General features: G+C 44.0%; 13 protein-coding genes, 1 tRNA gene and 1 pseudogene. 7 read left to right on the plus strand and 8 right to left on the minus strand.

Going from position 1 to position 15,298, the window contains the following annotated elements; genetic code table 11:
* Positions 1 to 170: 170 nt before the first annotated feature.
* The 5 genes from D7V92_RS14605 to D7V92_RS14625 all read left to right on the plus strand — a co-directional run bounded on the left by D7V92_RS14605 (position 171) and on the right by D7V92_RS14625 (position 1,998).
* Complete coding sequence (locus D7V92_RS14605; RefSeq protein WP_121773169.1) at positions 171 to 485, plus strand: helix-turn-helix domain-containing protein; 315 nt, start codon at positions 171 to 173, stop codon at positions 483 to 485.
* Positions 472 to 765 carry a DUF3876 domain-containing protein gene (locus tag D7V92_RS14610; protein ID WP_117712870.1) on the plus strand — a complete coding sequence of 98 codons (294 nt, stop codon included), beginning with the start codon at positions 472 to 474 and terminating at the stop codon, positions 763 to 765. Before D7V92_RS14605 ends, D7V92_RS14610 begins: the two co-directional genes overlap by 14 nt.
* A 77-nt stretch (positions 766 to 842) precedes the next feature.
* Positions 843 to 1,136: a helix-turn-helix domain-containing protein gene (locus D7V92_RS14615; RefSeq protein ID WP_121773170.1), complete on the plus strand. Its 294-nt coding sequence runs from the start codon at positions 843 to 845 to the stop codon at positions 1,134 to 1,136.
* Between the two features lie 256 nt (positions 1,137 to 1,392).
* Positions 1,393 to 1,689, plus strand: a complete 297-nt coding sequence (locus D7V92_RS14620; protein WP_121773171.1) for a helix-turn-helix domain-containing protein — start codon at positions 1,393 to 1,395, stop codon at positions 1,687 to 1,689.
* 6 nt (positions 1,690 to 1,695) lie between these two features.
* On the plus strand, positions 1,696 to 1,998 hold the full coding sequence (locus tag D7V92_RS14625) for a helix-turn-helix domain-containing protein (RefSeq protein ID WP_118317723.1): 303 nt from the start codon (positions 1,696 to 1,698) through the stop codon (positions 1,996 to 1,998).
* A 65-nt stretch (positions 1,999 to 2,063) separates the two neighbouring features.
* Here the strand turns inward: D7V92_RS14625 and D7V92_RS14630 are convergent, their stop codons facing one another.
* Together D7V92_RS14630 and D7V92_RS14635 are read right to left on the minus strand one after the other, a co-directional pair.
* Positions 2,064 to 3,290, minus strand: a complete 1,227-nt coding sequence (locus D7V92_RS14630; RefSeq protein ID WP_121773172.1) for a site-specific integrase — start codon at positions 3,288 to 3,290, stop codon at positions 2,064 to 2,066.
* Between the two features lie 237 nt (positions 3,291 to 3,527).
* Positions 3,528 to 3,600: transfer RNA gene (locus D7V92_RS14635), tRNA-Phe, on the minus strand.
* Between the two features lie 215 nt (positions 3,601 to 3,815).
* Between D7V92_RS14635 and D7V92_RS14640 the strand changes: the two genes are divergently transcribed.
* Positions 3,816 to 4,934: a DUF4852 domain-containing protein gene (locus D7V92_RS14640; protein WP_121773173.1), complete on the plus strand. Its 1,119-nt coding sequence runs from the start codon at positions 3,816 to 3,818 to the stop codon at positions 4,932 to 4,934.
* Positions 4,935 to 5,010: 76 nt separating this feature from the next.
* On the opposite strand, the gene thiL is transcribed toward D7V92_RS14640, so the two are convergent.
* From thiL to D7V92_RS14670, 6 genes are read right to left on the minus strand one after another with little or no spacing between them, the layout of a single operon-like run.
* Entirely contained in the window at positions 5,011 to 6,039 is a 1,029-nt protein-coding gene (gene thiL / locus D7V92_RS14645) for a thiamine-phosphate kinase (protein ID WP_005858417.1), read from the minus strand.
* Positions 6,040 to 6,046: 7 nt separating this feature from the next.
* Complete coding sequence (lpxK, locus tag D7V92_RS14650) at positions 6,047 to 7,156, minus strand: tetraacyldisaccharide 4'-kinase (RefSeq protein WP_121773174.1); 1,110 nt, start codon at positions 7,154 to 7,156, stop codon at positions 6,047 to 6,049.
* 10 nt (positions 7,157 to 7,166) lie between these two features.
* Entirely contained in the window at positions 7,167 to 8,915 is a 1,749-nt protein-coding gene (gene sppA / locus D7V92_RS14655) for a signal peptide peptidase SppA (RefSeq protein WP_121773175.1), read from the minus strand.
* A gap of 30 nt (positions 8,916 to 8,945) precedes the next feature.
* Positions 8,946 to 9,896 carry a DUF4922 domain-containing protein gene (locus tag D7V92_RS14660; RefSeq protein WP_121773176.1) on the minus strand — a complete coding sequence of 317 codons (951 nt, stop codon included), beginning with the start codon at positions 9,894 to 9,896 and terminating at the stop codon, positions 8,946 to 8,948.
* A complete protein-coding gene (locus D7V92_RS14665; RefSeq protein WP_121773177.1) occupies positions 9,893 to 11,353 on the minus strand; it encodes a glycosyltransferase family A protein in 1,461 nt (486 codons plus the stop codon). Before D7V92_RS14665 ends, D7V92_RS14660 begins: the two co-directional genes overlap by 4 nt.
* A complete protein-coding gene (locus D7V92_RS14670) occupies positions 11,350 to 14,265 on the minus strand; it encodes a xanthan lyase (protein ID WP_121773178.1) in 2,916 nt (971 codons plus the stop codon). Before D7V92_RS14670 ends, D7V92_RS14665 begins: the two co-directional genes overlap by 4 nt.
* Positions 14,266 to 14,384: 119 nt before the next feature.
* Between D7V92_RS14670 and D7V92_RS22745 the strand changes: the two are divergent.
* Positions 14,385 to 14,495 (plus strand): annotated as a pseudogene (locus D7V92_RS22745) (integrase); the annotation flags it as partial.
* Positions 14,496 to 15,298 lie beyond the last annotated feature (803 nt).

Genomic DNA, 15,298 nt, shown 5'->3' on the forward strand with positions numbered 1-15,298 from the left:
TGCAAATAATCTGCTTGCTAAATTGCGATGGTAGAAAGTTTTTTGCCATCAAGCCAATGCTGAACTTACTATGCCATCCTTAGACAGTTTTGAAAACGGCTCTTAATTCTTCCTTTATTTGCCGATGAAAATAGAATCACACGTTTTATAAACCATTAAAAATTAAAAGTATGGAAGTAGTAACCATCGAAAAAAGAACATTCTCGTATGTCTGTGAGAGGTTTACGGAGTTTGCCAAACAGATAGAGAGTTTGTGCAGCACTCATACTCAGAAAGTAGAAAACTGGCTGGATAGTCAGGAAGTATGCCTGTTGTTAGGCTTTAGTAAGCGAACGCTGCAATATTACCGAAGTAGTGGGCGACTGGCTTATTCTCAAATAGGGAGCAAAATTTATTATAAGTCTTCTGATGTTGAAAGAATTATTGCGGATAGTGAAACACAAAATCAATCACCTAAACAAATCACGCCTTATGAAAAGAACTAAAGAAGATTATCCGTCTTTCAACCTGTTCTCCATTGTTGGCACATGGGAAAGCATTAATCTGAATCCTACAGTAATCATCTACCGGAATGACAACGATTATCTTCTCTCTATTATATATGTATCGGAAACCACCAAACAGGCTTCACCCGCTACTTATGAAATACAGAAAGAAGACAGTTTGTATTTTATAGCTCCTGTTCCTAAACGGATTTACATAGATTATGATCCAGCAAAAGATGTGCTTAGCCTTTCATCATTGGGTGACTATCTGCGAAACTAATCAATCAGTTAATCATTCAACTGATTAGCTATCTAGCAATCTTGAAATCAATATTTCAATAAAACAATCTTTCAATCATGGAATTAATAAATAAAGATACACCACAAGTTAAAGAATTTATTTCTTCGCTTGATTCAATACTGAATGGTATTGAATCGATTGTAAAGCACTATAAGCCCCATCTGAACGGAGAACGATTTCTTTCCAATCATGAGGTTTCTAAAAAGCTCAATGTCAGTTTGCGAACTCTGCAAGAATGGCGAGATACGGGATTAATACCATTTATCCAAATAAAAGGAAAAATCATCTATCGACAAAGTGATATTGATAAACTACTGCAAAATCACTACTTTGAAAGCTGGAAGGAATAACCTGCCGTCCTCAAAAATATTGTTTTTCGGAATTTAATTTGAATCATTGACTTTTTCAGTGAAGTATTTAGTCTGTGCAAGTCTTTAGATAAAAATACGCTCGAATGTAAATGAGAGGAAGATTTTTATCTAAACAGAAGGCTTGGACTTGAACAGGCTAAATACGGAACTCACCTTTGTCAATGCTTCATATTAAGTTCTGGAAAACTTACTTAAAAAAGGATTGAGATAATGAATTTTGAAAAGTAATTTATATATGGATATAGTAGCAATAGAAAGAGTTTCCTTCGATTCTCTAAGAAAGAAGCTGGAGCAGATTGTATCATTGGCAGACAATATTTCTTTGTCTTCCTCAGATATATGTATTGAGAAAGAATGGATAGAAGGCAAGACATTGGCAGCTTCCTTAAATATTCCTTTGCGAACATTACAGTCTTTGCGTGAGAGCGGCAAACTTTCTTTTTCGACTGTTGGCAAGAAAGTATATTATAAGATTGCCGAAGTACAACAACTATTGGATTCAGGTAGAATAAAAGTAGCCACTAAAGAATAATTGCTTATGGATTTGTACACGAATGAGGATAGCCAAGAATTATTGCAATCTTTAGATAGGGCTTTACCTTATATAGAATATGCATTGAAGAATAATAAACCCATGTTTGAGGGTGAACGGTATCTGACAAGCGAAGAACTTTGTTCTATACTCAAAATTAGCCGTAGAACTTTACAGTATTATCGGGATGATGGCATTTTCCCTTTTATCCAACTTCCGGGCAAAGTGTTGTTTCGTGAATCGGATATTAGGAAGGTTTTGGAAGATAGGTTTCGTTCTGCCTATAATATAGAAGATTATTCTCTTTAGTCTTTAATATGATGAAGATGGAAAAACGGCTACTCTCCGAATGGATTGGGTAGCCGTTTTCATCTTTAGGTGGTTTTAGTAGAGAAGCTCTCTCGTACATTCTGCATATCTCGGAGAATACTTTGATCTAATACTTTTGCATATCGCTGCGTCATTTTTGTATTGGTATGACCGAGCATTTTGGCTACATTTTCCAATGATACATTGTTGGCTAAAGCGACAACGGTTGAAAATGTATGCCGTCCGGTATGCGTGGTTAGATTCTTCTTAATGCCGCAGAAATCAGCAATTTCTTTCAAATAACTGTTTGTCTTTTGATTGCATGGAACGGGTAATAATGTACCTTTCTTTTCGCAAAGCGGATAGCCTTTGTACTTATCCAATATCGCTAACGGAATATCCAAAAGCGGAATATTACACATGACTTTTGTCTTTTGGCGAGATTTTCTTATCCAGACGTTCCCTTGATTATCTGTTACCAAATGTTCGGGCTTCAATTCCGATACATCTATGAACGCTAACCCAGTCCAACACTGAAATAAGAAAATATCACGCACCAATTCCAAACGTGGTACATTGAAAACTTTAGTTCGCAAAATCTCTAATTCTTCTTTGGTTAGAAACTCCTTATGTACTTCCTGTTCATGGAAGTGGATATTCATAAACGGATTCTTGTCTATCCAGTCATTTGCAAGAGCCATGTTAGTAATCTTCTTGACTACTTTCATGTAGCGGATAACGGTATTCTCTTGCAGATTCTTTTTCGACTTCAAGAAATGAATATAATCCTGAATGATGGCATTATTTATTTCTTTCATCGGAATATCCTTTAGATGATACTGATTTAGAAGCATTTCTTTAAAATACTTCAGGCATGTATCAAAACGGGAGATAGTGACCTTTGCATAATCCTTGCCTATCAGTTCCCTGCATTTGTCGTTATGTTCTTGGAATACTTCAAAGAACATCTTATGTTTTTCATCCAGTCCGAGAAAACGTCTTTTAATCTCCATCGGATTAATTAGTTTGTTTTCGTTTTCCAAAGTCCGATGAATCTCATACAAGCGTAATTTTACCGATTCAAGATAACGGTTTACTTCTACAGATTTAGAATCTTTACCTGTACACCGTTCTTTAGCTTGTGACCAAAGTTCAGGCTTAACGGTTCGTTTTAGCTGCATTTCAGCTAATTGACCTTGAATAGTTATCCGCAACATGATAGGTGTTTCACCTGATTTTACTGTTCTTGTTTTGCGGATGAAGAACAGCACGTTGAAAGTCTGTCGTTTCATACTCTAAAAAAATAATGTTTAAAGTTACTGAATCGTGCAGAATAGCAAGAATTAGACAATAAGACAATCAACGACTTACGGTACAATTCGTGGACATTTTTTTCGAGGCTAAAATTGTCCACGATTTAGCACAGCGGAAGTGCGTAATTCTGCCAAAAATATGCGGATTGGGAGAAAAAGAAAATCCCTGAAATGTTTTATTTTCAGGGATTTACCAAATTTGAAGTCTTTTAAAAGTGGTGCCACCAGGAATCGAACCGGGGACACAAGGATTTTCAGTCCTTTGCTCTACCAACTGAGCTATGGCACCATCATGTCGTTTTGTATATCGTTGTTTCGATCACGGGTGCAAAGATACGGACTTTTTTGATATATGCAATAGGTGGCGGTGGATTTTTTGAAAATATTTGAGGGTAGAGGTGGAATTAGCTGCTATAAGCAGGCTAAATAGGGGGAGCGTGTAGATAAATATGGATTTTTACTTATTTTTGGAAGCGGGTAGAGAATGATTAATAAGCTATAGATATGAAGAAAGTAATTTGGAGTATTGTTTTAAGTTGGGTATGTTTGGCATTTGCTGCTGCTGGGATAGGAACTCGTGATGCGGTGTCTGCCTGTGATGGGAAAGTGTATAAAAAAGGGGATAAGATTATGTTTGGTGTCCCTAAGGTTTCCGGATATTTGTTTGTTAGGACGTTTACAAAGGATGGGAAGATTTCTACGATGCCGAAAGAGAATCTGGCTAGTCAAGAGGCGGTGATCGTTGATATTCCAGATTACGATAAGAAACTCTTTGAGGGTATGGGCGTTTATTCTGAGGTAGAAACGCATCCTCTTGTCGTGGTAGAACTGGATGGACGGCGTCTTTGTATAAATATTAATGATGCGCTTAGTCAAGGGAATATTGTTTCGGAATATTTTAAAAGCGAAGTTGAAGGTATGGTCGATTTAACGTCCGATCTCTTATTTGTTTATGCGCTTAAATTAAATAATGTGACAGTTGATGACGATGTGATAGTAAGGTATATGGCTCATTGTGACAAGAATCTGGTAGAGAAAAATCAAGCCGATCCATTTACTATGGCGGATCTTAAGAAAGAATATGCCGCTAAATTGGAAAAGGCGTTAGGGGACGTTGATTTTAGTAAAGTGTTTCGTATTGAGAGTCAGTCGGAGATGTTACAATATGATATGGATAAGCGGATCTTTCCATTAAAAGGGTTGTGGTGCCCACAAATTAAGACAGACCAGCCGGATGCGTTGGCTAAGATTGGCTTTTGTAAATGGGATGATTGTGCCTTTCGATTTGTGAATATACCAGAGTTCATGAATGTCCCTTGTGAGACGGCTCGTGCGAAAGGGTTTTATGATATGAGGAAAGTCGGAAAAGTGCCTACTTATAATAAGCCGCTGGCTACTTCTTATACTTATATCCGTTTCTTGGATAAGAAGGTACAGCTTCCCGAGAAAAAGAATAAGGTCTATCATAATGGTGATATAAAGAGTATGTCTTTGGCTGATTTGTATGGGAAAATGGCTATAGAGGCGCAAATTATAAAGATGGATGTTTATCACTTACCTTTCTTGAAGATAAGTGATTTTGAACTCTTCTATAATTATTTAGGATCCATTGAAGTGAAATAATAGGAAAACGGTCCGTCCCCCAATAAAAATGAGACGGACCGCTTTGCATTCGTGAATTCAGAGCGGATATTTCTTTTTAGTTTAGTGAGTTCCAACCTTGCGCCTTAAGCTCGACTTCACCTCCGTCACGACCGACAAGATAATTGCCTAACTCCGGCTTTGTTATATGACCGATCACCTTAATACCTTTCATTTCCGACACCTTATCATGATCTGCTAAAGGAACAGTGAATAAGAGTTCATAATCCTCACCTCCATTCAATGCCGCGGTTATCAGATTCATGTTAAACTGCTCTGCCATGGCTGCGGTTTGGTAATCGATAGGAATACGATCTTCGTAAACTCGGCAACCTACATTACTTTCTTTAGATATATGAAGCAACTCCGAAGAGAGGCCGTCGGAGATATCCATCATGGAGGTAGGAACAATTCCTGCTTGGTCAAGAACCTCGACAATGTCTTTGCGAGCTTCCGGTTTTAATTGGCGTTCCAACAAATATTCTTTACCAGAGAAATCGGGCGTGAAATCTTTCTCCCCATTAAATATGCTTTTCTCCCGTTCCAGTAATTGGAGACCCATGTAGGCGGCCCCTAAATCGCCGGACACGCAAATAAGATCGGTCTCCTTGGCTCCGTTTCGATAGACAACTTTACCTTTCTCTCCCTCGCCTAGGCAAGTGATGCTGATCGCTAACCCTGTGCGTGAGGCGGAAGTGTCGCCACCAACGAGATCTACGTCATAGATATCACAAGCGAGTTTAATGCCCTCGTAGAATTCTTCGAGATCTTCTACACAGAAACGTTTGGAAATACCCAATGATACCGTAATCTGTTTCGGGCGTCCGTTCATGGCGTAAATATCGGAGAAGTTTACGACTGCGGATTTATAGCCGAGATGTTTCAACGGCACATACATCAAATCGAAATGAATACCTTCCAGCAAAAGGTCTGTCGTAACCAATACTTGCTTGTCTGTGTAATCTAGTACGGCTGCGTCGTCACCAACACCTTTCAACGTACTCGGATTTTTAAGTTCTATTTTATCGGTGAGATGACGGATTAACCCGAACTCTCCCAAAGTCGATATTTCTGTTCTATTGCTCATAAGATTGTTAACGTAATATAGGATGATTCTTTATTCTTGTATCAATATGTTTAACTATTAATTCTTGAAATTGTTTTTCCCGGTCCATACAGAAACCCACCGTAATAGGCAAACAATATAAATGAGAAAACCATTCCATGGGAAGCGAAGGAAGGTCACGGAGTCGGGCGGCATCTTTCTCCGTGATGATTATCAATTTACTTGTAGAAGTCAACCGCTTGAAGGCCGTTTGTATTTTCTGGATGTCATGCCGATCGAAGGCGTGATGATCCGGAAAGACCAAAGAGGTGACATGCTCCGTATATTTATGGATCTCTTTTTCGAGAGGTGCCGGGGATGCGATACCGGATACCAATAAAACCTCTGTAGTAGAGGCCAGCCCTTTTAATGTGCGTCTGGGGGCTTTACCGGAAAAGACGGGTTCCAGCTCCCCGTAAAGAATACGGCTGAAATAGAGCTCTTGATAAGCTGAGAGATGTATATCCTCCTCTATGATCCGGAAGTCTATAGGTTGTATATATGACTCACATTTCGTGACAATGATCACGTCCGCACGTCGAGCGCCATCCACAGGTTCCCTTAAACGGCCTGCGGGCAAGAGCTTATCTTGCGTATAAAGACGGTGGCAATCGGTTAAAAGGATGTTCAGCGTGGGGGCGACGTATCGATGTTGAAAGGCATCGTCCAGCACGATCACTTCCGGGCGCTTATTCTCTGGCAGAGCCAATAGATTGCGGATACCCCTGCGGCGATCAGCGTCTACGGCAACGAGAATATCCGGAAACTTACGTTTCATTTGGTACGGCTCGTCACCGATATCCTTGCTGGTACTTCGCTGATCGGCCAGCAAGAAACCGGAGGTTTTCCGTTTATAGCCACGGCTGAGTACAGCTACCCGGTATCGGTCTTTTATCAAACGGATGATGTATTCCGTATGAGGAGTTTTTCCGGTCCCCCCGACAGTCAGGTTCCCCACGCAAATAATAGGCAGATCATACCGCTCTGTCCGAAGGACTTTCCAGTCGAACAGCTGATTCCTGAATCTCACCCCGATTCCATAAAGGAAAGAGAATGGAGTGAGGAGTTTATTGAACTTAATCGTATGATCTGTCAGCATGGTCCAGTTATTATAACGGTTTCATATCGTAAGGCATACGAGCTTGGATTCCGCAATTCGCCTTGATATTATTCAACGTCTTGAAGTACTCGAACTCATTACCCAATACATTTTTGACGATAGAGAGTTTAACCTCTCCGAGCTGGCTTTCCAAGAACTCGTCCAAGAAATTCTTGGAACCGCTGACGGTAGTTACGCTATACTGATCCAGATCAGCCAACCCCGCCGCTGTGCTTATAGCTAATTCAATACCGCCCAGCTCATCGACTAAACCTCTTTCTTTCGCTTGCTCACCCGTCCAGACCCGTCCTTGTCCGATAGCGTTGACCGCTTCGGTAGTCATACCTCTACCTTCGGCGCAGCGGGAAAGGAACGTTTGGTAGCCTCTTTCCACGTATCCCTGTATCAGTGCTTTCTCACTCTCGGTCATGGGACGGGAGAGGTCTCCTAAGTCCGAGAATGTGTTCGTCTTTACGATGTCCGTGGTCAACGCTAGTTTCCCGAATAATCCGGAGGCGTTCGGGAACATGCCGAAGATACCGATGGAGCCGGTCAACGTATTCGGTTCGGCGATGATCTTATTAGCGGCGCATGAGATATAGTAGCCTCCCGAGGCAGCTACGTTGCCCATGGAAACGACCACAGGTTTCACCTTTTTCAACTCGACAACTTGACGCCATATCTGCTCGGATATATAAGCGCTACCTCCCGGGGAATTCACACGGAATACCACGGCTTTCACGTCATCATTGTTTTTTAGCTTGATAAGCTCATCGGCCATTTTCTCCGTGATACTTTGTTCGATATCGTAAAAGTTGCCGGGTGTTTGCGCCTTAATCTCGCCTTCGGCGTAAAATACGGCTATCTCCGGGGCGTTTTTGGTGGGTGAGGCCTTGAGGGTTTTCATTTGAGCTAAGTTGGCCGATCTCAGTTTCTCTCCATTTTGTCCGGCTAGCTCTTTGACGTATGCTTCTACCTCCGGCTTATACTTCAATTCGTCTATAAAGCCACATTCTACCGTTTTCACAGGGTCCGCGAAGAAAAGCCCCTCATTGGCGTAATGGTTGATATCGTTCACGCTGATGCCGCGTGATTCGGCGATGCCTTCGGCTATATTATCCCAGATGGTGGAGATATACGATTGGATTTGCTCCCGGTTCGCCTCGCTCAGCTTATCCAGCATAAAAGGCTCCACGGCACCTTTGTAGGTACCTACCTTAAAAATCTGCATCTCGATACCTACCTTATCCATCAGTCCTTTGTAGAATAGGGTTTGCGAGGCGAGTCCCGTCAATTCAAGGATGCCTTGCGGATTCAAGAATACCTTATCGGCTACGGAACAAAGGAAGTAATTCCCTTGCGTGAAATTATCGGCGTAAGCTACCACGAACTTGCCGCTTTCCTTGAAGTCTATCAGCGATCGGCGGATTGCCTCCAAGCTGGCGCTACCCGAGGAGAGAAGCCCCGATTCGATATAAATCCCCGCGATCTTGTCATTCTGTTTCGCTATCCGGATCGTCTCGAGCAGGTCCTTCAGTGACAGCATGTTTTCCTTGTCGCCCATCAAGGCGGAGAATGGATTCTCCGTCGGGTTATCCGCTAGCGTCCCGTCTAGCTTGATCTTGAATACCGTATTGCTCTTGGGGGTGTAATCAGGTGTGCTACCTACGGTGGCGATATATCCTATAGTCATGGATATCAATACCGTCAGGATTATTCCCATTGCCAACATAACGCCTAGCGTTGAGGCAAACATCATTTTAAAGAATTGTTTCATATCTATTGAAAACTAATTAGATGACAAATGTACGAAAATTTCCTCTATGTCCCGGTCGTTGAGGCATACTTGTTGGTAAACATCTCGCAGAAGCTCCGGGTTGATCTTTTTGAAATCTTTTTCTAAAGGGGTGATGAAAAGACCTCCGATATCGGCAGCTCCCGGGCTGGACAGGAGATGGTCGTCGCCCTCGGCCTCGTATTGCCACGGGCGGTGGCGTTTACGAGGGATAACCGTGATTACCCAATTATTATCGTAATAGGAGCCGAAGATATTCATCATCGGCTCGGGCTCACCGGGAAGTATCGGCAAAGCGGCGTAGATCTTTTTGAAGAGCCGGGTGGCGGCTTCTTCGGTGGCGGCTTGGATGACGAGGCCGGGGCGGAGGTTGCCGGTGAGTGGGTATATACGGTTGTCGTATACACTCGCATACGATTGTCGTATAAATTGGGTTACCTCTTCATCCAGCGGCATGATGCCTCGTGTCACTGCTTGGAAGTGGGCATGATCCGGTGCCGAGGCTCCGCTACGGGGTCCATTGTAGAAGACGGTGAAGGGAGCGAGTCTCCTTGTCAGTTCCAAGAAGTCATTCCATTGCGGCAATATCAGTTGCGGAGTATGTTTCCGGGTAGGGATCGTAAAATGTTGGGGGAAGATCGGGTAGGGGTTGCACAATACCAGATGGCGAAAGCCGAAAGGCAGTCGCTCCTGTTCCACCGGCAGGTTCTCGGGGCATAGGAAGCACTTGCGTTCTTTTAGGGATCGGGCATCTACCTTGGCCCCGGTGGAAACAATACGGGCGGGATTGAATTGCGCACGTATCGAGAACCCTCCCATATCGAAGGATTTTACTTGCACGGCCTCCAGCGCCTTATAGTTCTTCTCGGCCAATGGCCATGTCACGAGTTGCTTGGACAGTAATTCGGTCGCTTGCGATGAGCTGACCCAGTTGTTTGGTTTCATTGTCTTTCCATGTTTAAGCGGGCCTCGAGTTCCCAAGTCCTGATTTTATCCTTATATATATTATGGTTGTTCATTTTTACGACATCCAATGAGGCGTCGGAGTTATCTTCCCAACGGCGGCAAAGGTATAAGACGTCATAGATCCGCCCGATCGGGTATTCACGGCTGATACGTAGGCCGAGGGCGTAATCTTCTCCGTAACTGGTGTTCGGGAGGTTTAGTTTCCGTAGCAAGGGTGTATAAAAGGCTCGGGGCGCTCCAAGCCCGTTGATGCGGAGGGCGTTATTGCGGCCGTTCTCGGGAGTCCATTCTTTATGGTCGATAATTCCGGGCGGGATGGTTCGCATATCGAAATCGGTCATTCGGTAGGTTCCGACCACCATGGCGCATCGCTGCTCGTAGAAGGCTTCCACGATCTTACGCAGGGTATGCTCGTCACTGTATACATCATCGCTATCCAATTGGATGGCGAACTTGCCGCAAGCCGAATGGTGTATTCCTATATTCCAGCAACCCCCGATGCCGAGGTCGTCACGCTCCGGCTGGATATGGATAATACGAGGGTCCGTGGCGGCGATCGCTTGGATTCGCTCGGAGGTGCCATCCGTGGAATGATTATCGATAATGATTAGGTTGAAAGGGAAGGACGCCTCTTGTCGCAGTACGGAACGGATAGCGTCCTCGATCGTCCGTACACGGTTACGTACAGGGATAATAACGGAGGCTTCCGTTTGAAATGTCTGCTCGTCAAAACGGACTGGCTTGAAATGAGGGGGCAAGTAGCCGCCTATCATCTTTAAGTGATCTGTACAGGCGGCTTCCATCTCGATCTGTACGGAGCGGTTCTTGGGATCTACATAGTCGAACATCTTCTCTCCGGATTTCCGTAAATCATTCTCTACTTCTGTATATAGATATTCGTTGATATGCGTCAGCGGAGCGTTTTGGGAGACTTTCAGGCGCAAGTCGTAGAGTCCGGCGAATGTATATTCCGTATCCATGGAGGCTATGGCGTTTTGTAGCGTGGAAGAACGATAAAGTAGGAGGGAGCCGAAATTGAAATCATCCCTAAGACTTCCTTTCTGGTAATCGATCACCGGATGGGGGGTGAGTTTGCCCTCCTTCTTCTCGTAATAATCGGAGTAAACCATACCGGATCTCGTATCGTCGGCGATGGCGACAAAACGCTCTAGGGCATACATGCCTAATAGAAGCTCTTCAGTCTTCGTATAAATTAACGTATAATGGGCACTGGCATAGCCGGCTATTTCCCGGAGGGTCTTCGTGCTCCATATATTCTCCGTGCGGATTAAATTGCAGGGATAAATAGCCTTGGCGTGGGGATCGTCCGTGATTAGATAGATCTGACTCACTAAGGACGACTCGGCCAATTGCGCTACCGTTTGTCGTGTAGCCTCTATTTTTCCATAAGGGATAAAGCAATTGATTCGTTTCATTGTATATACTGTATTTTATTTTGTTGTTGAATGGAGAAAAAGCGTAAGATGGACTCCATGAGTCGATTTCGTTCCGACGATGTTTGAAGCGCCTCAAACGGGAAACCGAGCAAACAAGTCCGATATTTCCCTTCATAAACGATTCCCGCCCCGATATTGTTCTCCGGATATCTCAAGATGGTATGGGCGAGCTTATCCGCCGGAAGTACACCGTCTACCGACTCGATCGAGTAGCAAATAGGGTTCGGACGTGTCCGGAACGTGTATCTGCCGTTTATATATCCGTAAGGGGATGCGCAACTGTTTACGATTCCCTCCTTGCTGGCATTACGGCTAGCCAACTTCCCTTTTAGTACCTCCTCGACGAACGTACGGTCTTGTGCGTTGCCCCAGCTGTCGGAGAAAAGATTCGTCCCGCATACAAGCAAGTTGCCGCCTTGGGCAAGGTAGCTGCGAAGCGTATCCTGTAAAACGGGAGTGATAACCGGTTGGCGCTGTTTTCCTAAAATCAAGTCAATAATCGGATACGTATCCGGCTTTACGACTCCCTCGGCCAAAGATTTATGGCTACATGAAACAAAGGAATAACCGGTCCCGGCCATGGCCTGCCCATGTATGAAAGGATAATCGAAGGTATTGCCCGCTATGACTTGGCCTGCGTAATTGTTGTAACTATCCCCATGCCCGTTATTATCATTGCTGTTCCATGTGGCGGAACGGCGGAATTCGAATTGATCCCCGATAAATGCGATATCATTCAGATAAGGCACTCCCCGGTCGACGGCATAAAGAAAGCCGGCTAAACTATCCGCCGCACTCTCGAAACTGGCTGGACCGCTGATCCTGTCGAATCCATTGACGATTAATACCGTCTTATCCTTTTCACCTTTAGGAGACCGGTAAACACTTATGATCTCGGAAGGGAAACTGATGCCTCCCTTATTTACGGCAGCTACCTTATAACTATGGATAATACCCGTCTCAATTGGAAGAATGATTTCTTCTCCTTTTACGAGCGTCCCGTTATCGAATCCACCGCTGTCTTTTCGACTATAAAGGATATAGGCGGTTGGTGAGGCACTCTCCTCAAGAGTATCCTGTACGGCTTTCCAGCCGATTCTCACTTTATTCGTTTCTACGAGCTCCGTATACAGACGATCGGGTGGGAGCGGTTGTACGATAGGCTCCTGTTTATTCTGGAAACAGATATAACGGAGCATCCCTTTATAGATCGCCCTACAGATAAGGAAACGGAAGCGTGGGTCTAACCCGTAACGCATATCGGCGAAGTTTTGATGGGATAGTAATTCTAATAGCATCGTTGGGACATCGGGAATACGTGCCTCTATATAAGATTGATTCCACATGCCCCGGCGGCTCCATTGAGGATTGTAAACCTTGCGGACATCGGACAGGATCTGTGTTTGGATCATGTCGGTTAGGTCTCTGGCGATCTCCCGGCTTTTCCGGTTGGTGTAGATTCCGTCGTTGCTTTTAGACATATAGATGCCGAGTGTCCCTATAATTGAGTCATCCGGGGTGGTTCCTGCGTCGGAATGGAATGCGAAGGCCATGTCGATAGGGATATGGGTCTGTTCTTTTAAATAATTAACCCATTGGGGACGTGCGTAAATGTCGTCTTGATAATCATTGCGGAAAGCGCTTTTCGAATAGATACTATCCGGTATTCCCGCCCATTGTAGCCAATATCGGGCCGCCTCGGTAAACCGTGGATACCCGCTTGTCTCTGCTTCTATCGGATAGGGACTTTCTAGCGGGCTACGTGCGATGTTCCCCATACCGCCACCGATCTTGATCGCATCTGCCGTGATAATCTTTCCCGATTTATTGCTTTGATTCGTTAATACGATTCTCTCATGGGCTTGTTCATGTGCCGTGAATTTGAAATTTCCCAGATAGATCCAAGTCCCACCCCCCATTGTTTGATTGACGGCGATTGTGGTTTCCCCTCCGGCATGATGGATGGTATACAGTGCCTGCTCTGTGCTGTTCGGAAAAGATTGATAGGAGGCATAGACCGCGTAATTCCCCGATTCCGGAATTTCGGGAATCCACTCGATGAGACTTTCTTTTCCTTTCCTCTGTGTGACCGTCTGCCGATAGGTGCCTTGCGTAAAAGGGTTCTCCCCATTCGTATAAGTAGCTTGAATATGCCCAAATCCGGCTTTCTCCCCATCCAATTCCTTATACTCGGATCCCGGAGTAGAGCGATCATTGTCGATAATGATTTCGTGTATTTGAGTGTCCCTTTCCCGGGGGATAAGAATAGTCGCTCCTGCGTTTTCAAGCATCGGGGTCAGATAAGGAAGAACAAAACTCTGCGTAAATAAGTCCTCCACGGTGCCGAACATGCGAGCCCGTTGCCATTCCCAGCGATGGGCGGTCTGGGCGTAATATAAACCATGGCTTTGCCAAAGGGCGATATGACGGTTTTGTAATCCGTTTTTTATCTCATGAGGGCTGGATAGGCTACGGGTTAGCGGGTATTTGCTCTCTTTAATGGAGTATAGCCTCTTTTTGTTGGGACGTCCTTTTTTGTCGTATTCGGGAATCAGGCTCTCAATGTCTGTACCTCGGGTCAAGATGACGATCTTGGAGGCATTGGGGAATAGGGGAGCTATACTTGCGTAAAGCTCAGAAACGTTATATTCCTGAAAAGGGATGTCCTCCAAAGCTTCATTGGCGAAAAGCGTGACTTTCTTCTTCTGTATGAGGATGGAGTCAATCTTAATGGTGCGTGAAGACACATATTGCCTTGCGAAAGAGTTTAGCTTTTGATCCAATTGCTTTTTTAAGCTTTCACTATCCTGCCCTTCTGCCGGAAAGCTCCAGAGAAAAATGGATAGTAAGGATATGATGATCCTAACAGGATAGGAGAGTTTTTCTCGCATATTTTTATAAATATTATTGGCTGTCTTATTTCTACAAATTTACGGAAAATCTCCGTAATAACCTCATAAAAAGCCCAGATTGGCGCAATTAAAATTGAATATGAAGAAGGTAGGGGCAAATTGTGGATATTGGGAGAAGTCAAATCTATGTGAACGGCAGCAAGGAGAAGAACGGATTTGTCCCTATCATGGGACGGGTAGCGATTAACGGGACGATGGTGCGGTTCAGTTCAGTTGCGAGCGAACTATTCGTGTTCATGGTCAAGACGCCTATCTGGGGAATGATTATCCCTTCTTGAAGTGTCGGGTTTGCGATAGTATCTCAATGGGAAACGGTGGTAAAGTCAATGGGATAGAGGTGTTATCTCAATGACTTTATGGCCGTGTCTCATAGGCTTTTTTTGTATCCCTGATAAGTTGGTAGGGGATGGTTCAGGGCGCAAAGGGCGCATCTTTGCGAGGTTTGTAAAACTTTTATATTATAAAAAAATTAGCGTCTTACTTATATATAGATGGAGTATTATATTTTTTTTGTAAAATGTTTTTGCGAACACGTAAAGATGCGCCCTAATGCGCCCTGTGATTTTTTTGGACGATTTTCTTGATGTCTTAAAGTATAGATAGACAGTTGTTTATGTAATGCTGTTCTCTTAGCCCTTTTTTAGTCTTTGGGGCGATATAATCGGCCTAAACTCACATTTACGTGGCCCAAAAGCACGTGTACAGAGCGATTTTCTCGTGATTCCATGAACAGAAAGCCGTTTTTCCCGTGTGATTTCCTCTCGTCGCTAGGACCTTGTTTATCGTTTTTATACGTGTAAAAGCACTCGTGAGAGCCCTGTTTTCGGTACACGCGGTGACTCGTAAGTTAAAAAAGAGCATCACGTATTATTTAACGTACGCAATCCCCCTCGTGAAAAAAAGCCTAAAAAATAATGCCCGATAAATTTGGAGGTTATGTTTTATAGCATTACTTTTGCACCCGCATTCGAGAGAGAACGGCGCTTCAGAAATGATGGAAACGTGGAGGTAT

Origin of the sequence: Parabacteroides sp. CH2-D42-20 (genome assembly GCF_003670185.1) — a bacterium.
GTDB lineage: Bacteria > Bacteroidota > Bacteroidia > Bacteroidales > Tannerellaceae > Parabacteroides > Parabacteroides distasonis.

What these genes read in the sequence shown, in the direction of transcription:
- D7V92_RS14605 (WP_121773169.1), top strand. Translation starts at nt 171, where the DNA reads ATGGAAGTAGTAACCATCGAAAAAAGAACATTCTCGTATGTCTGTGAG.
- D7V92_RS14630 (WP_121773172.1), bottom strand. Translation starts at nt 3,290, where the DNA reads ATGAAACGACAGACTTTCAACGTGCTGTTCTTCATCCGCAAAACAAGA.
- lpxK (WP_121773174.1), bottom strand. Translation starts at nt 7,156, where the DNA reads ATGCTGACAGATCATACGATTAAGTTCAATAAACTCCTCACTCCATTC.
- D7V92_RS14610 (WP_117712870.1), top strand. Translation starts at nt 472, where the DNA reads ATGAAAAGAACTAAAGAAGATTATCCGTCTTTCAACCTGTTCTCCATT.
- thiL (WP_005858417.1), bottom strand. Translation starts at nt 6,039, where the DNA reads ATGAGCAATAGAACAGAAATATCGACTTTGGGAGAGTTCGGGTTAATC.
- D7V92_RS14660 (WP_121773176.1), bottom strand. Translation starts at nt 9,896, where the DNA reads ATGAAACCAAACAACTGGGTCAGCTCATCGCAAGCGACCGAATTACTG.
- D7V92_RS14640 (WP_121773173.1), top strand. Translation starts at nt 3,816, where the DNA reads ATGAAGAAAGTAATTTGGAGTATTGTTTTAAGTTGGGTATGTTTGGCA.
- D7V92_RS14665 (WP_121773177.1), bottom strand. Translation starts at nt 11,353, where the DNA reads ATGAAACGAATCAATTGCTTTATCCCTTATGGAAAAATAGAGGCTACA.
- sppA (WP_121773175.1), bottom strand. Translation starts at nt 8,915, where the DNA reads ATGATGTTTGCCTCAACGCTAGGCGTTATGTTGGCAATGGGAATAATC.
- D7V92_RS14620 (WP_121773171.1), top strand. Translation starts at nt 1,393, where the DNA reads ATGGATATAGTAGCAATAGAAAGAGTTTCCTTCGATTCTCTAAGAAAG.
- D7V92_RS14625 (WP_118317723.1), top strand. Translation starts at nt 1,696, where the DNA reads ATGGATTTGTACACGAATGAGGATAGCCAAGAATTATTGCAATCTTTA.
- D7V92_RS14670 (WP_121773178.1), bottom strand. Translation starts at nt 14,265, where the DNA reads ATGCGAGAAAAACTCTCCTATCCTGTTAGGATCATCATATCCTTACTA.
- D7V92_RS14615 (WP_121773170.1), top strand. Translation starts at nt 843, where the DNA reads ATGGAATTAATAAATAAAGATACACCACAAGTTAAAGAATTTATTTCT.